This is a genomic window from Coriobacteriaceae bacterium, assembly GCA_025993015.1.
GTDB lineage: Bacteria > Actinomycetota > Coriobacteriia > Coriobacteriales > Coriobacteriaceae > Collinsella.
The window spans coordinates 1,610,725-1,634,584 of record DAJPFV010000001.1; the positions used below are offsets into that span (position 1 = coordinate 1,610,725).

The 23,860-nt window shown below is 60.9% G+C and carries 17 protein-coding genes and 5 tRNA genes; 20 read left to right on the plus strand and 2 right to left on the minus strand.

All coding sequences use genetic code 11. The features are described 5' to 3' along the window. Positions 1–213: 213 nt before the first annotated feature. The 6 genes from OIL77_06895 (at position 214) to OIL77_06920 (ending at position 12,545) form a co-directional block, all read left to right on the plus strand. On the plus strand, positions 214–1,782 hold the full coding sequence (locus OIL77_06895) for a threonine/serine exporter family protein (GenBank protein HJI45129.1): 1,569 nt from the start codon (positions 214–216) through the stop codon (positions 1,780–1,782). A 313-nt stretch (positions 1,783–2,095) separates the two neighbouring features. Then, complete coding sequence (locus OIL77_06900) at positions 2,096–2,644, plus strand: DUF2798 domain-containing protein (protein ID HJI45130.1); 549 nt, start codon at positions 2,096–2,098, stop codon at positions 2,642–2,644. A 281-nt stretch (positions 2,645–2,925) separates the two neighbouring features. Next, positions 2,926–7,365 carry an acyl-CoA dehydratase activase gene (locus tag OIL77_06905; GenBank protein ID HJI45131.1) on the plus strand — a complete coding sequence of 1,480 codons (4,440 nt, stop codon included), beginning with the start codon at positions 2,926–2,928 and terminating at the stop codon, positions 7,363–7,365. Further along, positions 7,349–8,038: a TetR/AcrR family transcriptional regulator gene (locus tag OIL77_06910; protein HJI45132.1), complete on the plus strand. Its 690-nt coding sequence runs from the start codon at positions 7,349–7,351 to the stop codon at positions 8,036–8,038. The genes OIL77_06905 and OIL77_06910 overlap by 17 nt, the downstream gene beginning before the upstream one ends. Positions 8,039–8,230: 192 nt before the next feature. Beyond that, the gene (locus OIL77_06915; GenBank protein HJI45133.1) at positions 8,231–10,873 is read left to right on the plus strand and encodes an ATP-dependent Clp protease ATP-binding subunit; all 2,643 of its coding nucleotides are present in this window, start codon (positions 8,231–8,233) and stop codon (positions 10,871–10,873) included. Positions 10,874–11,087: 214 nt separating this feature from the next. Further along, the gene (locus OIL77_06920) at positions 11,088–12,545 is read left to right on the plus strand and encodes an aminoacyl-histidine dipeptidase (protein ID HJI45134.1); all 1,458 of its coding nucleotides are present in this window, start codon (positions 11,088–11,090) and stop codon (positions 12,543–12,545) included. 80 nt (positions 12,546–12,625) lie between these two features. On the opposite strand, the gene OIL77_06925 is transcribed toward OIL77_06920, so the two are convergent. Then, on the minus strand, positions 12,626–13,204 hold the full coding sequence (locus OIL77_06925) for a manganese efflux pump MntP family protein (GenBank protein ID HJI45135.1): 579 nt from the start codon (positions 13,202–13,204) through the stop codon (positions 12,626–12,628). A gap of 347 nt (positions 13,205–13,551) precedes the next feature. On the opposite strand from OIL77_06925, the gene disA reads away from it, so the two are divergent. From disA to OIL77_06955, 6 genes are all read left to right on the plus strand, one after another. Next, complete coding sequence (gene disA, locus OIL77_06930) at positions 13,552–14,619, plus strand: DNA integrity scanning diadenylate cyclase DisA (GenBank protein ID HJI45136.1); 1,068 nt, start codon at positions 13,552–13,554, stop codon at positions 14,617–14,619. Continuing rightward, entirely contained in the window at positions 14,619–15,347 is a 729-nt protein-coding gene (ispD, locus tag OIL77_06935) for a 2-C-methyl-D-erythritol 4-phosphate cytidylyltransferase (protein HJI45137.1), read from the plus strand. Before disA ends, ispD begins: the two co-directional genes overlap by 1 nt. Further along, positions 15,337–15,831: a 2-C-methyl-D-erythritol 2,4-cyclodiphosphate synthase gene (gene ispF / locus OIL77_06940; protein HJI45138.1), complete on the plus strand. Its 495-nt coding sequence runs from the start codon at positions 15,337–15,339 to the stop codon at positions 15,829–15,831. The genes ispD and ispF overlap by 11 nt, the downstream gene beginning before the upstream one ends. Before the next feature lie 3 nt (positions 15,832–15,834). Next, positions 15,835–17,301: a cysteine--tRNA ligase gene (gene cysS / locus OIL77_06945; protein ID HJI45139.1), complete on the plus strand. Its 1,467-nt coding sequence runs from the start codon at positions 15,835–15,837 to the stop codon at positions 17,299–17,301. Positions 17,302–17,444: 143 nt separating this feature from the next. Then, on the plus strand, positions 17,445–18,359 hold the full coding sequence (gene rlmB, locus OIL77_06950; GenBank protein ID HJI45140.1) for a 23S rRNA (guanosine(2251)-2'-O)-methyltransferase RlmB: 915 nt from the start codon (positions 17,445–17,447) through the stop codon (positions 18,357–18,359). A gap of 3 nt (positions 18,360–18,362) precedes the next feature. After that, on the plus strand, positions 18,363–19,040 hold the full coding sequence (locus OIL77_06955; protein ID HJI45141.1) for an NYN domain-containing protein: 678 nt from the start codon (positions 18,363–18,365) through the stop codon (positions 19,038–19,040). A gap of 27 nt (positions 19,041–19,067) precedes the next feature. Here OIL77_06955 and OIL77_06960 read toward each other — a convergent pair whose 3' ends face one another. Further along, the gene (locus OIL77_06960) at positions 19,068–20,450 is read right to left on the minus strand and encodes a DNA-binding protein (GenBank protein HJI45142.1); all 1,383 of its coding nucleotides are present in this window, start codon (positions 20,448–20,450) and stop codon (positions 19,068–19,070) included. Between the two features lie 182 nt (positions 20,451–20,632). Here OIL77_06960 and OIL77_06965 point away from each other — a divergent pair. The 8 genes from OIL77_06965 (at position 20,633) to secE (ending at position 23,858) form a co-directional block, all read left to right on the plus strand. After that, positions 20,633–20,707 (plus strand) — tRNA-Thr (locus OIL77_06965). A 683-nt stretch (positions 20,708–21,390) separates the two neighbouring features. Beyond that, positions 21,391–21,472: transfer RNA gene (locus OIL77_06970), tRNA-Tyr, on the plus strand. A 10-nt stretch (positions 21,473–21,482) separates the two neighbouring features. Beyond that, positions 21,483–21,558, plus strand: a tRNA-Thr gene (locus OIL77_06975). A gap of 3 nt (positions 21,559–21,561) precedes the next feature. Continuing rightward, positions 21,562–21,638 (plus strand) — tRNA-Met (locus OIL77_06980). A gap of 96 nt (positions 21,639–21,734) precedes the next feature. After that, positions 21,735–22,925, plus strand: a complete 1,191-nt coding sequence (tuf, locus tag OIL77_06985; GenBank protein ID HJI45143.1) for an elongation factor Tu — start codon at positions 21,735–21,737, stop codon at positions 22,923–22,925. Positions 22,926–23,204: 279 nt separating this feature from the next. After that, complete coding sequence (rpmG, locus tag OIL77_06990; protein ID HJI45144.1) at positions 23,205–23,354, plus strand: 50S ribosomal protein L33; 150 nt, start codon at positions 23,205–23,207, stop codon at positions 23,352–23,354. Positions 23,355–23,367: 13 nt separating this feature from the next. Further along, positions 23,368–23,443 (plus strand) — tRNA-Trp (locus tag OIL77_06995). 76 nt (positions 23,444–23,519) lie between these two features. Continuing rightward, on the plus strand, positions 23,520–23,858 hold the full coding sequence (gene secE, locus OIL77_07000; GenBank protein ID HJI45145.1) for a preprotein translocase subunit SecE: 339 nt from the start codon (positions 23,520–23,522) through the stop codon (positions 23,856–23,858). The last annotated feature ends 2 nt before the right edge of the window (positions 23,859–23,860 follow it).

Genomic DNA, 23,860 nt, shown 5'->3' on the forward strand with positions numbered 1-23,860 from the left:
CTAATCCGCGGTCTTTCATGCAGCAGGGGCTCTCAATGTTTTTATGTCCTGCTCATATCGTCTGTGCCGGCACTTGGGGACAGTCCTAGTCGTTGGGGATCTACCGACGCATTGGGGGTTTGCGCCTTCCATGCATGACAGCCGTCTCTTTTATGTTTCCTTTAGCCGTCGCTGTCTAGGATGGGGGTTAGTCGATAGGAAGGGAGCACCGGGATGGACGACGCGAGCGAGTGCGCAATCGAAGAGGACATGCTCGATCAGTTCAACTACTTTGATGATGAGGACGAGGAGCTGATCGACCGTCGCGAGCCAGCGCCGCTTGATTCCTTTGATCTGGTCGATGAAGAGCCCGACGAGGACGAGGGCGAATCGGCGGAGCCCTCACAGCCTTCGCGCCTTAACTCGCTGCTTTCGAGAGCCCCCATGCACCACGGCGTTCGTGCCGGCGCGCTCCATATGAAAACTGACTGGCACCAGATCGTGACGGCAGGCGATGAGCTTGCCGTCGATGCGCCGCTCACCGATAAATCATCCATCATCTGCCGCACCGGCATGCTTATGCTGGCAAGCGGAACGGGTGCCTGGCGCGTGCGCGATACCATGAATCGTGTTGCCGCCGTACTCGGTGTCACCATCCACGTTGACTTAAGTCTTCTGTCGTTTGAGTGCACCTGCATCGAAGATGGTCACTGCTTTAATGAGGTCGTCAGCTTGCCCACAACGGGCGTCAATACCCATCGCATTTGGATGATGGAGAGTTTCCTCAAGGAAATCGAGACCTATGGTCGTCGCTTCACGGTGCACGAGTATCACGAGATGCTCAAGACCGTTGAGAGTTCAAAACCTGATTACGCGCCTTGGCAACAGGGCCTTGCGGCGGCCTGCGCCTGTGGCGCCTTCGTTTTTTTGCTCGGCGGCGGCCCTATCGAGATGGCCTGCGCGTTCGTGGGCGCGGGTGTCGGCAACTTTGCCCGCTCCCATATTCTCAAGCAAGGCCTTGGTCAGTTCAGCGCGCTGACGACCGGCGTTGCGCTCGCTTGCGTTTCGTATCTGCTGGCATTGCTCGGCCTTGGCCAGGTCATACCGGGGGCAATGTCGCACCAAGAAGGCTATATCGGCGCCATGCTCTTTGTGATTCCCGGCTTTCCGCTCATTACGGCGGGCCTCGACATCGCCAAGCTCGACATGCGAAGCGGTATCGAGCGCCTTTCATATGCCGTATCGATTATTGTGATGGCGACGCTCGTAGGTTGGATGGTTGCCGAGTGTGTTGGCCTGGCGCCGGACGACTTTGCCCCACTGGGCCTTTCGCCGCTTGCCCTTACGCTCCTGCGCGTGGTGATGAGCTTCGTTGGCGTATTCGGCTTCTCGGTGATGTTCAACAGCCCGGTAAAGATGGCCGCGGCAGCTGGGTTGATCGGCGCCGTGTCCAATACCCTGCGTCTGACCCTTGTCGATGCGCCGACGATGATTCCCTTCCTGGGCCTCAGCACGGGAATGCCTCCCGAGGCAGCAGCGTTTATCGGCGCGCTGGTATCGGGTCTGCTGGCAAGCTTGGCCGAAGTCAAGCTCACCTACCCGCGCATCGCCCTCACGGTGCCTTCGATTGTCATTATGGTGCCGGGCTTGTATCTGTATCGCTCGATGTATTACATGTGCACCTTCGACACGGTCAATATGCTCGGCTGGTTTGTGCGCGCAGTGCTCATCGTAGCGTTTCTGCCCGTTGGACTGGGTGTGGCGCGTACGCTCACCGACCCTCGCTGGCGCCACACCAGCTAATTGGTACAAGGGGGACAGGTTACTTTGCACCAAATGAGTTGCGGTGAAATAGGGACTGAATTGCTGCTTAAAGGGTCAAAACAGTCCGTATTCCACCGCAACTTATGGGGTCGGGGGATTATCGGTGCCCTGCATCTTCATAAACTCAACGCTTACGAAGCGCATGCGTTTCGTGCTAGGCTGGTTCCACCACATAAGTAGTCGCAGACGCGCGTACCACGGGCGGGCGAGATGAAGTTCCAACAGCTCCATCTTGCCCGCCCGTTTTTGTTGCGTGGCGCCGCGGTACAACACAGAGAGGAATCTGCCCTTTATGCCTATCAACAAACGAGAGAGCCTGCTGTTCACCTTTATCATGTGCTTTTGCATGGTGCTCTGGATGAGCATCTACAACGTTGCCCTGCAGCACGGGGCCATCAACGGCGAGGTCGTTGCCACTGCGTGGCTCGGCTTCCCCGTTGCCTACATTTTTGCCATGTGCTGCGACTGGTTCGTCGCCAGCCCGCTCGCCAAGGGTTTCGCCTTTAAGTACTTGGTCACGCCGGGCAAGAGCTCGCCACTTGCCATGACGCTCGCCGTCAGCTCCTGCATGGTCGTTCCCATGGTCATCATCATGTCGCTGTACGGTGCCTGTGAGGGTCTGACGCACATGCCCGGCGGCATCCTTGCGAACCTGTATTCCGTGCCCGCGATCTGGATGATCAACATCCCGCATAATTTTGTGATGGCGCTGCCGTGGAACCTTTTGGTAGCCGGTCCGATTTCCCGCTTCGTCTTCCGTCGCGCCTTCCCTGTGGGGACGGTTTTCGAGGAGGAGCATGCCGAGCTCTTGGAGCAGGCTATGGCTCCTGAGTGCGAGTAGCTCGCTTAGGGATCTGCTGAGCGCGGGCGACTTGCTTGGTTGGAGCCCAAAGCGTGGATAGCTCTCTCGGCGACATCGCGGGCGTGAGCGGTGCGCATGACCGGAGGGCCCGTGCTGCTCCGTTGCCCGACGTGCTAGCGCGCAGAACAATCTGTTGGTGCATTCGGCGGCTGCTGAAGCGTTTCGGCAGCCGCTTTTTATACGGAGTTTAAATACAACAGTCTGTTGTATTACGTAGAGTGGTATATCTCTAGCGGGAAAAATGCGAGAGATGGAGCATTATGGCGTTGCTAGTAGGACTGGACGTAGGGTCGACGACGACCAAAGTTTACGCGATGCACGAGGATATGACCGAGGCGTGGTGGGGATATCGCCGCCACGGGGCGTGTCAGACAGCGAGCGTGCGCGCCATGCTCGGCGAGCTCGCCGAGCGCTTTCCCCATGAGTCGCTGCGCGTTGCGGTGACCGGCTCGGGTGCGCGCGATATCGCGACCGCGCTGGGCGCCTCGTACGTTCAGGAGGTGGTCGCCAACGCGCTCGCGATCAGCAGGTTCTATCCGCAGACGCGCTGCGCCATCGAGCTGGGCGGCCAAGACGCCAAGATGATCTTCTTCCGCACCAACGATAAGGGAGACATCGAGGTTGCCGACATGCGCATGAACGGCTCGTGCGCAGGCGGTACCGGTGCATTTATCGACGAGATGGCAAAGCTCATGGGGGTCGGCACCGAATCGGGCGAGTTCGAGCAGCTCGCAAGCCGGGGAACGACCGTCCACGAGGTCTCGGGCCGCTGCGGCGTGTACGCAAAGACCGATATCCAGCCGCTGCTCAACGAGGGCATTCCTGCCACCGACCTGGCGCTTTCGGCGCTTCACGCGGTCGCCCGCCAAACGATCGGCGGTCTGGCCCAGGGTATCGACATCGAGCCGCCGGTAATCTTCGAGGGCGGTACGCTCGCCTACAACCCCACACTGGTCCGCGTGTTCCGGGAGCAACTGAATCTATCGGACGATCAGGTTATCGTCCCGCGCGATCCGCAGATCATGGTCGCGCGCGGTGCCGCCCTGTCGCTGACCGACATGTTCGCATCGTCCCAACCGATCGACCTTCCCGACGCTTTTGTCCGGCTGGATAAGCTCGAGACGGTCGCGCCCGCAAGCGGGGAGGGACGTCTTGCCCAGCCCTTTTTTGCCACACCTGCCGAGCAGGCGGATTTTACGGCACGCCATGGCAAAGAGACGCCGGCAAAGGGTCCGGATGCGTATGCGCCCGGAGAGACGGTGCGTGTGGCGCTCGGTATCGATTCGGGGAGCACGACGACCAAGTTCGCCCTGGTCGATGAGGCGGGTGAGCTTGTCGATTCGTTCTACGCGTCTAATAACGGCAGACCGCTCGACGTCGCCCAACAGGGTCTTGTCAGCTTGAAGAACCGCTGGGAGACAGCGGGAGTCACGCTTGCGATCGATGCCGTGGGCACCACGGGATACGGCGAGGAGCTTTTCGCGCGCGCGTTCCACGCCGACTACCATACGGTCGAGACGGTCGCGCACGCCCGCGCCGCGTGCGCATGCGTTCCCGATGCGACCTTCGTGCTCGACATCGGCGGACAGGATATGAAGGCCATCTGGCTCAACCACGGCGTGCTGACCGATATCGTCGTCAACGAGGCGTGCTCTGCGGGCTGCGGCTCGTTCCTCGAGGGTTTTGCCAAAAACCTCGGAATAGCCGTTGAGGATATCGCGACCGAGGCATTTTCGTCCAAAGCCCCCGCCGTTCTCGGCAGCCGCTGCACGGTGTTCATGAACAGCAGCGTCGTTTCCGAGCAGCGGCGCGGTAAGGGTCCGGGCGACATCATGGCCGGTCTCTGCCGTTCGATTATCGAGAACGTGTTCACCAAGGTCATTCGCGTTTCAAATCTCAACCGTCTGGGCGACAAAGTCGTCGTCCAGGGCGGCACGTTCCGAAACGACGCGGTGCTGCGCGCATTCGAGCAGTATCTGGGCAAACCCGTCACGCGTGCGCCCCACCCGGGGCTGATGGGCGCTATCGGTATCGCCCTGCTCGCGCGCGAGGAATGCCGCAAGGGCGACGCCGGCACGTCGTTTATCGGGCTCGATGCCGTGGAGCGCTTCGAGCATCGCGAGTTCGGCGGCGTTACCTGCCGTCGGTGCAACAACCGCTGCCAGCGCGCGGTCGTGGCATTTGGCGACGGCTCGCTTTACGTCACGGGCAATCGCTGCCCGCGCGGCGGCGCCATCTCATGGGATGAGCTCGTGCGCGAGGTTCCCGCGGCGGAGGAGCTGCGTCCGCAGGGTGCTTGCGAGGCACAGGCACCCGGCACGGGGCGCGACCGGACCGCGGCTGCCCCCAATCTCTTTGTCGACCGCGAGAAGCTGCTGTTCGAGTCGTACCCCACGGTTCCCGTCTGCGGGGGGCGCGATGTCACGATCGGCATTCCCCGTGTGCTCGAGTTCTGGGACACCATGCCGTTCTGGTCGACGTTCTTCAGCACGCTCGGCTTTAAGGTGCGCGTCTCGGGACGCAGCACCAAGGCGATGTACGAGCGCGGTCTGGCGCACGTCACATCCGACACCGTGTGCTTCCCGGCCAAGCTCGTCCACGGGCACATCCGCAATCTCGTCGACGCCGGCGTCGACCGCATCTTCATGCCCATCATCACGACGGTGCCCACCGAAAACACCGCCTCTACCAGCGAGTGGATGTGCGCCGTCGTAAAGGGATACCCCTACGTGATGCGCAATTCCGATAACCCGGAGGAGCGTTTCGGCGTTCCGTTCGATACGCCGCTGTTCCACTGGTACGACGAGGGCGACCGAAACCGCCAGCTCAAGGCGTGGTGCAAGGAGACCTTCGATATCGATGCCGACCTGGTTGCCAAGGCGACCGAGCAGGCGGACCGCGCGCAGGAGACGTTTGAGAACCAGCTGCAGCTGCGCGGCAGGCAGGTGCTCGAGAACGTGCACGAGGACGGCGGCTGCGCGGTGGTGATCGCTTCGCGCCCGTACCACAACGACCCGCTGGTCAACCACGGGCTGCCCAAGCTCTTCTCTGAGCGCGGCATCCCCGTGCTGACGCCCGATGCGGTGCCGGGGGTCTGCAACGTCGATCTTTCCAACAGCCGCATCGACATCGTGAACAACTACCATGCGCGCATGCTGTCGTGCGCGGTCATCGTCGCATCGACGCCCGAGCTCGAGCTCGTGCAGATGGGCAGCTTCGGCTGCGGCCACGATGCGTATCTCACCGACGAGATCGCGCGCATGATGGGCGAGATGGGCTCCAAGGTTCCGATGATGATCAAGCTCGATGAGAGCGACGTCGCCGGTCCCATGGGCATTCGCGTGCGTTCGTTTATCGAGTCGGTCAACCGTCGTCGCGCGGAGGAGCGTGCCGAGGGCGCCCGGGTGCACGCGGTCCATCCGCTCGACGACCCGTATAAGGTCAAGTACACCAAGCGCGACCGGCACGACAAGATCGCGCTGGTCCCCAACACCTCCCATGCGTTCTGCAGGCTCATGACCGCGGCGATGCGCAATCAGGGCGTGCGCGCCGAGGCCCTTGATATCGGGCGCGAGGATGCCATCCGCCTGGGCAAACGCTATGTGCACAACGACATCTGCTTCCCCGCGCAAATCGTGATCGGCGAGGCGCTCGCGGCACTCGAGAGCGGTAAGTACGACCCGCACGACGTCGCCGTGGTGACTGGCAAGTATATCGGCGACTGCCGCCTGACGCACTACATGCCCCTGCTGCGCCGCGCGCTCGACGACGCGGGATACGACTATGTCCCGGTGCTCACCAACGACGACGTCGATGCCCACAATGCGCATCCGGGCTTCAAGCTCGGCCTTGGCCCGAGCATCCAGATCGCCTACGGTCTTCCCATGATCGATGCCCTCGAGGCCATGCTTAGGCGCATCCGTCCCTACGAGCTCGAGAAGGGCGCGGCGGACGCTGCGTTCGACCGCGCGCTCGATGAGGTTATCGAGGGCATGGAGCGCTCCGGGCTGAGAGGCCAGGCGACGGGCTTCAAACGCGCGCTTGCGATCATGGACGCCGTTCCGTACGACCGCTCGAACCCGCATCCGACCGTTCTCATCGTGGGCGAGTACCTGCTCAATTTCCATCTCGGCGCCAACCACGAGATCGAGCGCTACCTCGAGGACAACGGGCTCGAGGTCATCGAGGCGCGCATGACCGACGTGATCCGCAAGACCTATTTCTACAAGCATGCGCAGTCGCGCGAGTTCCACGTCGACCTGTCGCTGCCCGAAAAGGCCTGGTACGCCACGGCGGACAACCTGTTCGAGCTCGCGCACGACCGTTGCGACCGCCTGGGCGCGGCGAGCCCGCTCTACGAGCCGCCGACGCGCATGCCCGAGCTCGTGCGCGCGAGCGATAAGATCCTGCACCATACGTTCGATGCGGGCGAGGGCGTGCTGATTCCGGCGGAGATTCTCGAGCACGCCAAGCGCGGCTGCCGCAACTTCGTGATCCTGCAGCCGTTCGGGTGTCTGCCCAACCATGTCGTGGGGCGCGGGCTCATCCATGCGCTCAAGGAGCAGTATCCCACGGCGCAGTTCCTGCCGCTCGACTACGATCCCGACGTGAGCTTCGCCAACGTGGAGAACCGTCTTCAGATGCTCATCATGAACGCCAAGGCGCAGGGGTGCGGTGAGGCGCATGGCGAGACCGCGTAAGGACGCCGATGCGCCCGATGCACGCACCCGTATCATCGAGGCGTTTTGGGAGCTCATCGAGAACAACAGCATCTTCGAGCTGTCGGTTGGCGAGGTGACCCGCGCCGCCCAGTGCAATCGCGGAACGTTTTACTACTATTTTCACGATTTCGATGAACTCGTCGCCATCGCCATAGCCCAGCTGCTGCAGGATAACGAGCTCATCACCGATGCCCTCTGGCATTTTTCGAGCGAGGGCGACCTTTCGGCGTTCGACCGGCGCGACGTCCGCTGCCTGCTGCAGCGCATCGTCATCACCATGAGGGCGGGTGCCGCCGAGCAGGTCGTGCAGGGCATCCATACGATCATCATCGACCGCGTGAGAGAGATCGTCCACCCCGACGGAGAAGAGCTCAAGGCAGATTCGAGCTTTGCGGTGGGCTTTCTGGTCTCGGGCATCATGGGCTTTGTGATGGCGGTCGGCTTTGCCCGGGAGGGCGGCGAGGAGATAGACCTCGAGCAGCCGGGGGACAGCGCGTGCGCGTACCTGAGGGCGGTCGCCATGCAGACGGTGGAAACGGTCGCGCAAGTCGAGGGCGTCGATACATCCGAGCTGCTCGAACGCGTCTCCAAGGAGGCCGATGCCTATCGCGCATCGCGTGCGACGAGTCCCGACGTGGTGAAAGACGCCTAGGGTTTCTCTTGCGGGGCGCCTGTCGCGCATCGCGCGGTGAGTCCCGCGATGCGGTCATAACCTGCATTCATGTGAGCCGGGTTTATAGATATTCCTCCAGCTGTTAACATAGACAACCTGTGGGTAAAGAGACAAAAGCGCCGCCGACGGGCGGGCGTTTTGATTTCGATGAACTCATGTAAGGAAACGAGCATGTTAGATAGATTTACCGATCGAGCGCGCAAGGTCATGTCGATGGCCAAACAGGAGGCGCTCGATCTGCACTCAAATAAGGTGGGCACCGAGCACTTGCTGCTCGCGCTTGCCAAGGAGGACGAGGGCATTGCCGCCGAGGCGCTGCGCTCGCTCGACATCTCCTACGATGACATCATGGATACTCTCAAAGAGGTCCAGACCACGGTTCCCGAGCCCAGCGAGGAGACCGAGGCGGCCAAGCTTGCCTTTACGCCGCTCGTCATTAGCGTGATGGAGCGCTCCTTCCGCGTGGCGCGTGAGAACAACCAGACCTATGTGTCGACCGAGCACTTGCTGATTGGCATCGTCGAAGAGGGTAACGGCATGGCCATGGACATCCTCATGCGCCTGGGTGTGTCGTCCGCCTCCATCAAAAAGGCTATCGAGAAACTTACCGCCAAGGACCAGGACAAGAAGCGTCCGCTCGCCGGCGCCGGTGCCGGGCGTCCCGGTGCGGGCCTGCCGTTCTTTAGCGGCTCGGACGCGTCGCAGCAAAAGGGGAGCGGCACCGATACGCTTAAGCAGTTCGCCACCAACCTTACGCAGAAGGCGCGCGACGGCGAGCTCGACCCTGTAATTGGTCGCGAAAAGGAAGTCCAGCGTATGATGGAGATCCTTTCGCGTCGCACCAAGAACAATCCGCTTATCTTGGGCGACCCCGGCGTGGGCAAGACGGCCATCGTCGAGGGTCTGGCTCAGCAGATTGCAGCTGGCAACGTGCCCGAGAACCTTATGAACCAGAACATCTGGACGCTCGACCTGCCGGGCCTCGTTGCGGGCGCCAAGTATCGCGGTGAGTTTGAGGAGCGCCTCAAGAACGTGATCCAGGAGGCCACCGAAGCTGACGACGTCATCCTGTTTATTGACGAGATGCACACCATCATCGGTGCCGGCTCTGCCGAGGGCTCCATCGACGCGAGCTCCATGCTCAAGCCCGTGCTCGCGCGCGGTGCCTTCCAGATTATCGGCGCCACCACGGCCGAGGAATTCCGCAAGTACCTCACCAAGGACCCGGCCTTCGAGCGTCGCTTCCAGACCATCGATGTCGAGGAGCCGAGCGTCGAGGACACGGTCAAGATCCTGACCGCGCTCAAGCCGCGCTACGAGGAGCACCACCATGTGCGCTATACGCAGGGTGCTATCGAGGCCGCCGCGAACCTCTCCGACCGCTACATCCAGGATCGCTTCCTGCCCGATAAGGCCATCGACCTCATTGACGAGGCCGGCGCCCGCGCCCGCATCGCCGCCAACCGCGCGCCCGAGCCGGTGCGCGAGGCCGAGCATCGCGTGGAGGAGCTTAAGGCCGCCGCGCAGGAGGCCACCGAGAGCGACGACATGAACAAGGCCGCCGAGATCACCGAGCAGCAAAAGGCTGCCGAGATTGAGCTCGCCGAGGCCAAGGCTGCCTGGACGGCCGAGCTCGACGCCAGCCCGCTCACCATCGATGTCTCCCAGATTGCCGACATCGTGTCCGTGACCTCGGGCGTGCCGGTTTCCTCGCTCACCGAGAGCGAGAGCCGGCGCCTGCTGCAGACCGAAAGCGTGCTCAAGACGCGCATCATCGGCCAGGATGAGGCAGTCGAGGCCGTCGCCAAGGCCGTGCGCCGCAGCCGCTCGCCGCTCAAGGACCCGCGTCGTCCCGGTGGCAGCTTTATCTTCCTTGGTCCCACCGGCACAGGCAAGACCGAGCTCGCCAAGACGCTCGCCGAGTATCTCTTTGGCAGCAAGGACGCGCTCATCAGCTTCGATATGTCGGAGTTTGGCAGTGAGTTCGAGGTCTCCAAGCTCATCGGTAGCCCCCCGGGCTATGTGGGCCACGACGAGGGCGGCCAGCTCACCAAGGCTGTTCGCCGTCACCCGTACTCGGTCGTGCTGTTCGACGAGATCGAGAAGGCGCACCCCGACATCTTCAATATCCTGCTGCAGGTGTTGGAGGAGGGCCGTCTGACCGATAGCCAGGGCAAGACGGTCGACTTCCGCAATACGGTGATCATCATGACGTCAAACGTGGGCGCCCGCGAGATCGCGCAGGATGCGAGCGTTGGCTTTGGCACCACCGGCGAGCAGGGCCTCACCTCGAGTGAGATCCGCGGCCGCGCGATGGGCGAGCTCAAGCGCCTGTTCCGCCCCGAGCTGCTCAACCGTATCGACGACATCGTGGTGTTCCAGAAGCTCTCGGGCGAGAACCTGACCAAGATTGCGCACCTGCTGGTGGACGATCTGCGCCAGCGCCTGATCGCAAACGGCATGAACATCAAGCTTACCGATGCGGCCTACGACAAGATTGTGGCGGAGGGTACCGACCTCACCAACGGCGCGCGTCCGCTGCGTCGTGCCATCCAAAAGCTCATCGAGGATCCGCTGTCCGAGGAACTGCTGGCTGGCGAGTGGGGCGAGGGCGATACCGTCCTGTGCGACGTGGCCGATGGCAAGTTTGTCTTTAGCCGCGGCACGGGCGAGATCCCGGCACCGCGTCCGGCGGGCACGCTTGGTGGCGATACCGCCCCGGCGGTACCGCACACCGGCAACGCCGCGCCCGTGAGCGGCGGCGTGACCTCGGGCCCCGGCGGCATGATGCAAGCCGGTTCCGGCGCGCTGTAGGGCGTGGCGACAATTTGATACGCGCAATCGAGGCGCTCTGGAAAGGGCGCCTCGATTTGTAGAGCTGCGGAAGTTGTGACCGTTACGCTATACGGTCCACCGTTAGCCGATGATGCGAGGGCGCTCGGCGTTTTCGACTGGTTTATGCACGCAAAGTCTGGGAATATACAAGTCGCATGTCTTACTGTCTAACCAGTTGCGCCAAGGAGGCACCATGGACTACAAGATTACCGGCTACGAGCCCGCCCAGCTGTTCCATTTCTTTGAGGAGGTCAGCGCGATCCCCCGTGGGTCTGGCAACGAGAAGGGCATCAGCGATTTCCTGGTTGCGTTTGCCAAGGAGCGCGGTCTCGATGTGTACCAGGACGAGGTCTACAACGTCATCATTCGCAAGCCCGCATCTGCCGGTGCCGAGAATGCCCCGACCGTGATGCTGCAGGGCCACATCGATATGGTGTGCGACAAGTTGGGCTCCGTTGAGCACGACTTTACGACCGATGGTATCGACCTGGTCGTCAAGGACGGCGTCCTCACCGCTAACGGCACCACTCTGGGCGCCGACAACGGTATTGCCGTCGCGCTTATGCTTACCGTGCTCAACGACGATTCGATTACCCATCCGGCCCTCGAGTGCGTATTCACCACCGACGAGGAGACTGGCCTGGTCGGCGCCGAGACGCTCGACAAGTCCCAGATTAGCGCCCGCACCATGATTAACCTTGACTCCGAGGAAGAGGGCGTTGCCACCGTCAGCTGCGCCGGCGGCGTCGTCGTTACCTACACCTGCCCGATCGTGCGCGAGCACAAGACCGGTAGCACCCTCACGCTCGACATCTCCGGCCTGCTGGGCGGTCACTCCGGCAGCGATATCCACCTGGAGCGCGGCAATGGCAACCTCATCATGGCCCGCATCATCGACCGCCTGATGGTTGCCGGCGAGCCCGCCATCGTTAGCTTTAACGGCGGCACCAAGGACAACGCCATCAACCGTGAGTGCAAGGCTGTTCTGGTCTACGCCGACCACGCTGCCGCCGAGGCCGCGGCCCAGATTGCAAAGGGCATCATCGCCGACGTCACTGCCGAGCTCGAGGTCTTCGACCCCGGCTTTACCTGCACCGTCGAGATTGCCGACGACGCCGAGGTCGAGGCCATGGACCGGAAGTCCGCGCTTGCCCTCATCCGCGCCCTGCGCCTTGCCCCTAACGGCGTGATTCGCCGCAACGTCGCCACCGACGGCTCCGTCGAGGTTTCCTCCAACATCGGTGTGGTTGCCACCTCTGACGACGAGGTCAAGATCATGCTGTCCCCGCGTTCCTCGATCACCTCGCTGCAGAACGAGTTCAAGGATCGTCTGCAGACGCTGGCCGATGTCCTGGGCTTCGACGCCAAGTTTGAGTTCGAGTATCCCGGCTGGAGCTATGCCGAGCATTCGCCGGTCCGCGACGTCTTTGTCGAGAGCTATCGCGAGCTCTTTGGCTCCGAGCTGCGCATCGAGTCCATTCACGCCGGCCTTGAGTGCGGCCTGTTTGCCGAGGCCCTGCACGGCCTGGACGCCATCGCCGTGGGTCCGACGCTCTCCGATGTTCACACCCCGGACGAGAGCATGGAGCTCGCTTCTGCCGAGCGCTTCTACGAGCTGCTCATCGATGTCCTCAAGCGCCTCGCTGCGTAAAGGTCGCCTTAGTTAAGCCGCTCTAAAACGGCTGGCTATGAAAACGGCCGCTTGGCGTAATGCCGGGCGGCCGTTATTCGTTACAGTGCGAGAATCCCCAGATGCTCAAGCAAGATCTTAAGCCCGATGAGGATGAGCACGACGCCGCCCACGATGGTGGCGGGTTTTTCGTAGCGCGCGCCAAAGGTGTGGCCGATCGCTACGCCGGCAACGGAGAAGACAAAGGTCGTGATGCCGATGAGCGATACAGCTGGAACGATGTCGACCGAGAGCGCCGCAAACGAGATGCCCACGGCCAGCGCGTCAATCGAGGTGGCGATGGCGAGGATCAGGTACTCGCCTAGGTCAATCTTTTCGGCATCCTTGCCGTCGCCTTCATCCTCGTCCTCGGTAAAGGCCTCCCACAACATTTTGCCGCCGATAAAGGCCAATAGGATAAAGGCGATCCAATGGTCGATGGGTCCGATGATGCCCATGAATTGACTGCCGAGCGCCCATCCGATTACGGGCATGCCGGCCTGAAAGCCGCCAAAGAACAGACCGAGCACCACGGCGACTTTAAGGTTGATTTTCTTCATGCCAAGGCCCTTGCAGATGGAAACGGCAAAGGCGTCCATCGAAAGGCCAACGGCGAGCAACACGAGCTCTGCGAGTCCCATAGTCTGGCTCCCTCTCTGCGGGCGGGCCCGCGTGTACCTCTTGGGGGAGTAACAAAAAAGACCCGTGGCGTACGCGTTGCGCGCACAGCCACGAGTCTCGTTCATTAAGGCAAGCCAGGCCGCATCGGCCAGTGTGTTGACTTACCGCGCCACCGGAGGCGAACCCGATCACGCGACTACTCCCTCATTTATGTGAATCCCGATGCTATCACATAAGCAGCTCATTTGGATCGGGGCTCTCAGCTGTGTTCGCTCATTCTGTAAGCATAGGATTTTGCGGGCGTCACAGGGGCAAACCGTGAGAAACTTATTGACGTTTATGGAGCGTATACGATGGGAGCGATGCCTTGGATAAGAACGAGCTGCAAAAGCGTATGGAACAGGCCATTCGCCTGACGGCACCTGGTCAGCCGATCCGCACCGCCCTCGACATGATCATTGCCGGTCACCTGGGTGCCCTTATCTGCGTCGGCGACACCGAAAACGTGCTCGCTGCCGGTAACGACGGCTTCCCGCTCAACATTTCGTTTACCTCGAACCGCCTGTTCGAGCTTTCCAAGATGGACGGCGCCATCGTTATCGATGGCGACCTCACCCAGATCCTGCGCGCCAACTTCCACCTCAATCCCGATCCCTCGCTCGCCACGAGTGAGACGGGCATGCGTCACCGTACTGCCGCTCGCATGTCGGTGCTCACCGACGCCATCGTGATCTCGGTTTCGGCTCGTCGTGCCGTCGTCAACGTGTACGTCCACGGTAAGAGCTACGAGATCCAGCCTGTCACCACCATCATGAGCTCGGTCAACCAACTCGTTGCCACGCTCCAGACCACCCGTCAGTCGCTTGACCGCTCCCTGCTGCGCCTGACGGCCCTTGAGCTCGACGACTACGTTACGCTCGCCGACATTACCGGTATTTTCTCGAGCTTCGAGATCATGCAGCAGGCAAAGACCGAGCTTAAGGATTGCATCGTCAAGCTGGGCAACCAGGGCAAGCTCGTGCAGATGCAGCTCGAGCAGCTCGCCGGCTCCAGCATGGATACCGAATACGACTTGATGATCCGCGACTACGCAAGCGATTCCTCTGAGGCCAATGCCGAGAAGATTCGCGCTGAGCTTGCCCGCATGACGCCTAAGGACCTGTCCGACCCGCAGCACGTGGCGGCAGTTCTGGGCTATGACGACCTGGACGAGGACTCCGTCATGACGCCGCTGGGCCTGCGCACGCTTTCGCGCGTGTCCGTCGTGCGCGACGGCGTGGCCGAGAAGATCGTCGACGAGTACGGCTCGCTGCAGGAGCTCATGGACGACATCAGCGAGGATCCGGAGCGCCTGGGCGACTTTGGCGTCAACAACCCTGCCATTCTTGCGGACTCGCTGTACCGCATGAAGGGCACCAAACAGGGGAACGCATAATGGCGCCCGTATGCGCCGTGGTCGTTGCCGGCGGCAGCGGTCAGCGCTTTGGAAATCCCGGCGGCAAGCAGCTCGTTGACGTGGCGGGCCGTCCGCTTATGAGCTGGTCCATCCGCGCGTTTGACCGTAGCGATAAGGTCGGCCACATCGTGGTGGTTTGCCCTGCCGAGCGCCGTGCCGAGATGCGCCGTCTGGCCATCGACCCGTTTGACTATGACACGCCCATCAGCTTTGCCGATGCCGGCGATACCCGTCAGGATTCCACCCGCGCCGGCGTGCACGCGGTGCCGGCGGGCTTTGAATACGTCGCCATTCACGATGGCGCTCGTCCGCTCATTACGACCGAGGCCATCGACCACGCTATCGACGTGCTCGTGAGCGACCGTGCTCTCGACGGCGTCGTGTGCGGTCAGCCCGCGATCGACACGCTCAAGATCGTTGACGGCGATAATATCGTCGAGACGCCGCCGCGTGAGCTCTATTGGGCCGCGCAGACGCCGCAGATCTTTAGTGTCGACGCCATGAAGCGCGCCCATGCCGCGGCGATTGCCGAGGGCTTTATCGGTACGGACGATTCGTCACTGGTCGAGCGCATGGGAGGACGCGTCCGCTGCGTCCAGAGCCCGCGCGATAACCTTAAGGTGACGGTGCCCGAGGACCTGCGTCCTGTAACCGCGATTCTGCTCGGTCGCATGGCCGAGGGAGAGGACCTTCCCCATGTTCAGTAACCTGCGCATTGGCCATGGCTACGACGTCCACCGTCTGGTGGAGGGGCGTCGATGTATCATCGGCGGTGTCGACATTCCCTACGAGCGCGGCCTGCTGGGCCACTCGGATGCCGATGTGCTCGCGCACGCCTTGGCCGACGCCATTCTGGGCGCCTGCCGCGGGGGAGACATCGGCAAGCTATTCCCCGACACCGATCCCGCCTACGAGGGCGCCGATTCGATGGTACTGCTCGCTCGCGTGATGGACTACGCGCGCGAGCTGGGCTTTGAGTTTGTCGATGCCGATTGCACCATTGCCTGTCAGCAACCCAAGATCACCCCGCACCGCGATGCCATGCGCGCCAACCTTGCCCATGCCCTGGGCGTCGACGTCGAAAACGTGGGCGTCGCCGCCACTACGACCGAAAAGCTCGGTTGGGAAGGCCAGGGCGAGGGAATCGGTGCCTGGGCCGTCTGCCTGCTACAGAAAACCGTTAAGGAGTAACGAATGCGTATCTACAACAGCGCTACCCATAAAAAGGAAGAGTTCCAGCCCATCGAGTCCGGCAAGGTCCGCATGTACGTGTGCGGCCCCACGGTCTACGACAACATCCACATCGGCAATGCCCGCACGTTCATCAGCTTTGACGTGATTCGTCGCTGGCTCATCGCGAGCGGCTACGAGGTCACGTTCGCTCAGAACCTCACCGATGTCGACGACAAGATCATCAAGCGCGCCAACGAGCAGGGCCGTACGGCCGCCGAGGTCGCGACGGAGTTCTCCGACAAGTTCATCGGCGTCATGCGCGCCGCCAACGTGCTCGATCCCGATGTGCGCCCCCGCGCCACCAAGGAGATCGGCCCCATGATCGCTATGATCAAGACGCTTATCGAGCAGGGCCATGCCTACGCCGCCGATAACGGCGACGTGTACTTTGCCGTGCGCAGCGATCCCAACTATGGCCAGGTCTCGGGCCGTAACATCGACGACCTTATGGTGGGCGCGCGCATCGAAGAAAACGAGGACAAGAACGACCCGCTCGACTTTGCCCTGTGGAAGGCCGCCAAGCCCGGCGAGCCTAGCTGGCCGAGCCCCTGGGGCGAGGGCCGTCCCGGTTGGCACACCGAGTGCGCCGCCATGGTGCACCGCTACCTGGGCACCCCGATCGATATCCACGGCGGCGGCTCCGACCTTGCCTTCCCGCATCACGAGAACGAGTGCGCCCAGGCCACCTGCGCTTGGCACCAGGGTTTCTCTAACACTTGGATGCACACGGGCATGCTGCTGGTCGACGGCGAGAAGATGTCCAAGTCGCTCGGCAACTTCTTTACGCTGGCCGAGGTGCTCGAGCAGCACTCCGCTGCCGCCCTGCGCCTACTGATGCTGCAGACGAGCTATCGCTCGCCGCTCGACTTTTCCTGGGAGCGCCTGGAGGGTGCCGAGAACTCGCTCACGCGCATTGCCGGCACGGTCGAGAACCTGCGCTGGGCCGCGAACCACGCGACGGCCGCTGCCGATGAGGCTGCTGCCGAGGCATTTGCCGCCAAGGCCGCCGAGACCCGTGCCGCCTTTAAGGAGTGCATGGACGACGACTTTAACACCGCCGGTGCCATGGGTGCCGTCTTTGGCTTCGTGACCGAGTGCAACCAGTACTTGGAGCAGGCGGGCGACGCAGCCGACAAGGCCGCCGCGCTTGCCGCCGCCGACACGCTGGCCGAGCTACTCGACACCTTTGGTGTTGAGCTCCCCGAGCCCAAGGTCGAGCTGCCGCTGGGTCTGCTGGGTGTTGCCGCCGGTCTGGTTGCCTATACGGGCGACGACGTGGACGAGGCTGCTGCCAAGATTCTCGAAGCCCGCGCCGAGGCCCGTGCCGCCAAGAACTGGGATCTGGCCGACGCCATCCGCGACCAGCTCAAGGACCTGGGCCTCACCATTGAGGATACGGCCGCGGGCACTCGTATTAAGAGTCTCTAGTATTTGTCGACCGTTCGAGGTGCGGCAGATTGCCTTGAAAGAGAAGGGCATAGACCTGGTGGTCATGCCCGACGATTGAAAGGCAAGGTGCCGTGGCTCGGACGGTCGATTCTTGTTCGTTATCTATTTAAGGAGGCCGCTTTATGGCCGACAATCGCAAGCGTGCGCCTCGTGGCGGCAAGCAGGCCGCTTCTGGCTCGCGTCCGATTCGCCGCAATGACCGCGCTGCCGCTCCCAAGGGCCAGCGTGATCGCACTCAGGCCGCACGTCCGCAGCGCGATCGCAACCGCGACGCTGTCCAGGCTCCCAAGGGCGAGTTTATCGAAGGTCGCCGTGCTGCCGCCGAGGCGCTGCGCACCGGTTTTCCCGTCAAGTGTGCGCTCATCGCCGAGGGCGGGGAGCGCGATGCCGCCTTGTCGCGCCTGGTCGACGACCTCAACGCTGCGGGCGTCCGCATTAAGTATGTGCCGCGCGCGCAGCTCGATGCGCTATCGAGCCATGGCGCTCACCAGGGCATTGCGCTCGAGGTGGGCAACTTCCCCTATGCCGATGTCGCCGATATTCTCGACCGCGCGGGCGACGGTCCGGCGCTCGTCATCGTGCTCGACCATGTGACCGACGACGGCAACTTTGGTGCCATCGTGCGCTCCGCCGAGGTCGTGGGCGCGGCAGGCGTCATCATTGCCAACAAGCGCGCCGCCGGTGTGACCGTCGGCAGCTACAAGACCTCTGCCGGCGCCGTCATGCACCTGCCTATCGCGCAGGTTCCTAATATCGCCCGTGCGCTCGACGACCTCAAGGCCGCTGGCTTTTGGGTGGGCGGTGCTTCCGAGCACGCCGAGGGCAGCTGCTGGGATGCTCCCTTCGAGGGCCGCGTGGCGCTCGTCATGGGCTCCGAGGGCGACGGCATCTCGCGCCTGGTGCTTGAGAAATGCGACTTTTTGACCAAGCTTCCCCAGCGCGGCATGACCGAGAGTCTCAACGTTGCCCAGGCGACAACGGCGCTGTGCTTTGAGTGGCTGCGCCGCAACGCCGGCGAGCTCATGGGGGAGGAGTAGCGCATGTCCAAAAAGAACCGTGCCAAGTCCAAGGCCAAGCGCTTTGGCGAGGGCTCGGCCAAGCCGATTGTTTCGGCCGCGACCTACGGCGTGGGCGGCAATGCGTTTGCGCAGGCTATCGCCGACCCAGTCTCGACGGTGCACTCCAACAAGCCCGAGCTGCTGGTGGTCGACGGTTACAACGTGATTCACTGCACGCCGCGCTACGAAAAGCTCGTGTACGACCATTCCGACGATCCGTATTCCAGCGACGTTCACGATATGGCGCGCACGGCGCTCATTAATGACGTAGCTGCGTTTGCCCAGGGCCGCTACGAGGCCGTGATCGTATTTGACGGCGCGGGCAATATCTCCAGCGAGCGCCCCAACCTACCGGCCCGCGGTGTGCGCATTGAGTTTTCGCCGACGGGTGTTTCGGCCGATACCGTGGTGCAGAAGCTCTGCATCGAGGCACGTGAGGAAGGCCGCGCGTGCTCCGTGGTATCGAGCGACGGCACGATCCAGGCCGTCGTCATGGGTAAGGGCGTCACGCGCATCTCGAGCCGTATGCTGGTGGACGAGATCAAACAGATCGATAACGACGTTCACGAGGCAGAGGAAGCTCCGCAGATCAAGATGACTCTGGGCAGTCGCCTGAGCCCCGATGCCCTGGCCAAGCTCAAGGCCCTGCGCGGGAGGTAGGGAAGTTGGCGGGGCAATGCTGCCTCGCTAACTCCATTCAGCGATATCGATCATTCTTTCGAGGCGCCACGTTAGCGCCTCTTTTAGATATGGCAGCCTTGCCGTGAGCGCGTCGTTTCTGGAAAGAATCTCGATTGCCTCGTCAACGAAGCCTTCGAGTTTGTCGCCGTCAAACCAGCCCATGTCCTCGACGAGCAACATTTGTTTGGCGGGGCTTGAATGAAATTGTGCGCTGGTAAAACTGTGCTCTCCCGCCCTAAGCTCCTCTAGTGATATGTTGCACCAGAGCGATGAGCCCGAATCGAAGATGGGGGCAGGTCTGCAGGCTTGCGTGTTTACGTTTCGCACGAGGCCGAAGTTGCGCCAATGACGATCGTAGTTGGCAATGATGTCGTCACATACGATCATGCGGTCAAGGGCATCCTTGACGCCTGTCACCCCGAGCTCCTCGCAGTTTGCTACATATCGCTCGTAGTCGGTTAGCCGTTCATCTGCGTTTGCGTGCTGGTTTACATAGAATGCAGGGACATACTCTTCTTCATCAGTTAAGAAGACATCGCATGTGCTCAGGGCGGAAGTGCCCGTGCCCTCGAGCGAGTAAGGCACATAATCGCAGGCGTTTAGAATGCGACGGTGGAGCGCGGTCGCCACCAGCTCGTTATAAGGTTCCTGGTCCAGGTGCGCTCCTGCCTTATGCAGAATTCGACGTTCGCCCTCGCACGTCCAGTACTTTTGAAGATTGCCGTCCGAGGTGTTATCGGGCTTTGCGGCAGCCGCTTTTCCCTCTGGGGCAAAGGGTGCAATGGACAGTGAGACGTCATCAAAGGCGTTATTGAAGAAGTTGATATCCTCCCAGGTGAGACCGGAACCTTGGGGCCTAATCCAATACTGGTCGGATAAGGAGAGGCCGAGATTTCGCTGGACGAGTTCATCGGGAACATCGACTGCGGCTTCTGCAAGCAGGGAGGCTAGCCCAATGCGTGCGAGCGGGATACCGCGGCCGCGCCACCAGATGCGGAAGGAGTCTAGCGATATGGGGCTATTAGGGCCAAATACTCCAATAGGGGCGTGGGCGTAATCGATGTCGGCACCGATGTGGGTAAAGTCTTTTCGCGATGTGCTGTAGACCAGCTGAGCGACTTCGTACGTGCGGTTCATGAGGGTGAACGCGATCTCGCTCTTACCGTGGCCGCGGCGGGGACGTCCCCCCGTTTTGGTCACAGAGCGGAGTCGCGTGTCGACGCTGTCTTTGTCGATGAGCCATACACCAGAAGCCTTGCGGGCCTCAAGTGCTCCGTTTTTTATGAGCTCCTGCACCCTGCGCGGAGTGATGCCGAGCAGCTCGGCGGCTTCTTTGGTAGTAAGCATCGCGAAACCCTTCGCCAGAACGAATAGTTTTATATATAGCAATTGTAATTAAAACTATTCGTTCTGGCGAATGGTTTTAAGATTGAGGGCGCACTGACAGAAATGAACGGGCCTGGTATGCGTTGTTGCTGGATTTTGCATATTTGTATAACGCCGTGCGGCCTGTTGCGCCCCGTCCGCAATTCCTTTATTCTTAACTGGCTTCGCGTGAAAGCGCCAAGTGTGCCAGTGTGGCGCAACGGTAGCGCAACTGATTTGTAATCAGTGGGCTGCAGGTTCGATTCCTGTCACTGGCTCCATGAGAGTTTCGGGCTCTGTTCCTTGTGGGACAGGGCCCGTTTCTATTTATGTCGATAAGTCAGTAGGTTTGGTGCCAACCAAGCTTCAGGTTTGTCTCAATCTGTAACATGAAGAGGCTGAAAACCGTTCTAGCTGTTACAGAATGAGACGTAAGCTGGGGTCTCTGCGTAATATCTCGATCTGTAACAGATGGGGGAGGAATAACCCTCTTACTGTTACAGATCGAGACAAAGGCCGGACCGGTCCCAGTCATCCTGCCCGAGCGAGGATTTCCGGACATACGAGCGTGGAATATCTCCCACCTGGAGGCTGAGCGTGGATAATCTCCCACTTTGGGCTCGAAGCCACGCCAAAAGTGGGAGATTATCCACGCTCGATTCTGTCTGGGAAGCCCGATCTCGACCTATATATAGGTGCAAATGAGTCGTTATCGAAGTAATATTCTACAGGCTCACTCCACTACGCCAAAGTGTTCCCTCGGGAAATGTCACCGCAATATGCAAATTCACCGTCCTTCATATCCAAACTCAGCAAAACGGCAGGTCAAAGCTATATGGATACGCCCGGAGCCGTGTATCTAGAGGTTTTCGTTGACAGCCCCCAAGGTGGCATCGTATTATCTTCTTCGTTCGCGGGGGCGGCGGTCCAAAAGACCAAAGGACCTGCGGATACTTGAACGATTGGGAGTTTGCCCGAGTGGTTAATGGGGACGGGCTGTAAACCCGTTGGCTCTGCCTACATAGGTTCGAATCCTATAGCTCCCACCCGTCAAGTGCCTGTATAGCTCAGTCGGTAGAGCACTTCGTTGGTAACGAAGAGGTCACCAGTTCAAGTCTGGTTGCAGGCTCCATCCGGCGGTGTAGCTCAGTTGGTTAGAGCACACGGTTCATACCCGTGGCGTCACTGGTTCGAATCCAGTCACCGCTACCATAGGTAACACGGTGGCTTCTCAATAATATGTTGAGAGGCCACTATGGTATAAAGGCAAAGTCCCGTCCGGGGACGACCTGTTTAGAGGAGGGCTTTATGGCCAAAGAGAAGTTTGAGCGCACTAAGCCGCATGTTAACATCGGCACCATTGGTCACGTCGACCACGGCAAGACCACGCTGACCGCTGCCATCACCAAGGTTCTCTCCGAGACCGAGGGCTGCAAGGCTGACTTCACTGCGTTCGAGAACATCGACAAGGCTCCCGAGGAGCGCGAGCGCGGCATTACGATCTCCGTCTCCCACGTCGAGTACGAGACTGCTGCCCGTCACTACGCTCACGTTGACTGCCCGGGCCACGCTGACTACGTCAAGAACATGATCTCCGGTGCTGCTCAGATGGACGGCGCTATCCTGGTCATCGCCGCTACCGACGGCCCCATGGCTCAGACCCGCGAGCACATCCTGCTCGCCCGTCAGGTCGGCGTTCCCTACATCGTCGTCTTCCTGAACAAGTGCGACATGGTCGACGATGACGAGCTCATCGACCTCGTCGAGATGGAGACCCGTGAGCTCCTCTCCGAGTACGATTTCCCCGGCGACGACATCCCCGTCATCCGTGGTTCCGCTCTGGGCGCTCTCGAGGGCGACGCCAAGTGGATGGACGCCATTCGCGAGCTCATGAACGCTGTCGACGAGTACATCCCGACGCCTGCTCGTAACAACGACCTCCCGTTCCTGATGGCCGTTGAGGACGTTATGACCATCTCCGGCCGTGGTACCGTTGCTACCGGCCGTGTCGAGCGCGGTGAGCTCAAGCTCAACGAGCCCGTCGAGATCGTCGGCATCAAGGATACCCAGAACACCGTTGTTACCGGTATCGAGATGTTCCGTAAGTCCATGGACTTCTGCGAGGCTGGCGACAACGTCGGTCTGCTGCTCCGCGGCATCAAACGTGAGGACATCGAGCGCGGCCAGGTTCTCTGCAAGCCCGGTTCGGTTACCCCGCACACCAAGTTCACCGGCGAGATCTACGTTCTGACCAAGGAGGAGGGTGGCCGTCACACCCCGTTCTTCGATGGTTATCGTCCTCAGTTCTACTTCCGTACCACCGACGTTACCGGTACGGTCAAGCTCCCCGAGGGCACCGAGATGGCTATGCCTGGTGACCACATCACCATCGAGGGCGACCTCATCCACCCGATCGCCATGGAGGAGGGCCTGCGCTTCGCTATCCGCGAGGGTGGCCACACCGTCGGTTCGGGCATCGTCTCCACGATCATTGAGTAAATTAGCTCTTTGATATAGCTGACTTAGAGAACCCGGCACTTATATGGGTGCCGGGTTCTTTTCTGCAATGGATATTGAGCCGTTGCTGGTGTCGAGAGGATCGATAATGGTCCTGGATGCACCGTCGATTAGCTCTCGATGGCTTCATTGATGTGTTCCAAATATGAATGGATCCACCGAGAACCAATTGACTCGAGGTTTTCATTGACAGCACTTACGTGGAGCTGATAAAGTAACAACTCGTGCCCGTACGGGGCGGAAATGAAAGGTTCAGGATACATGCGTACTCTAGTTACTCTTGCGTGCACTGAGTGCAAGCGCCGCAACTATACGACCACCAAGAACAAGTCGACCATGCCTGATCGTATGGAGATCAAGAAGTATTGCCCCTGGTGCCGTCACCACACGCTGCACAAAGAGACTCGCTAGTCTCTAGTCACATACGCCAGTAGTTCAATTGGTAGAGCATCGGTCTCCAAAACCGAGTGTTGAGGGTTCGAGTCCTTCCTGGCGTGCCAGTCATTATTCCGTAAGCTCCCACTTGGGGGCTTACGGTTTACTCATGTATAAGCGCATTGCGCGGAGGTAACCCAAATGGCCAACAAGAAGAACAAGAAGAAGGCTCAGCAGCCGGCACCTGCCAACAACGCTGCCGCCAACTCCAAGGTTGAGGCCAAGAAGGCCGTTGCCAAGAAGAACGAGAAGGCTGCGAAGTCCAAGAAGAACGAGAAGCCTGGTTTCTTCGCCCGCACCAAGAAGTATTTCGCTTCGGTCAAGTCCGAGATGAAGCGTGTCACGTGGCCCGATAAGAAGGAGCTCGTGAACTACTCGGTAGTCGTTTGCGCTTCTCTGGTCGTCGTCGGCGTCGTCATCGCTCTGCTCGATGCTGGCTTTGGCGAGGCTCTTGCTCTGTTCTCTGGATTGAGGGGCTAAAC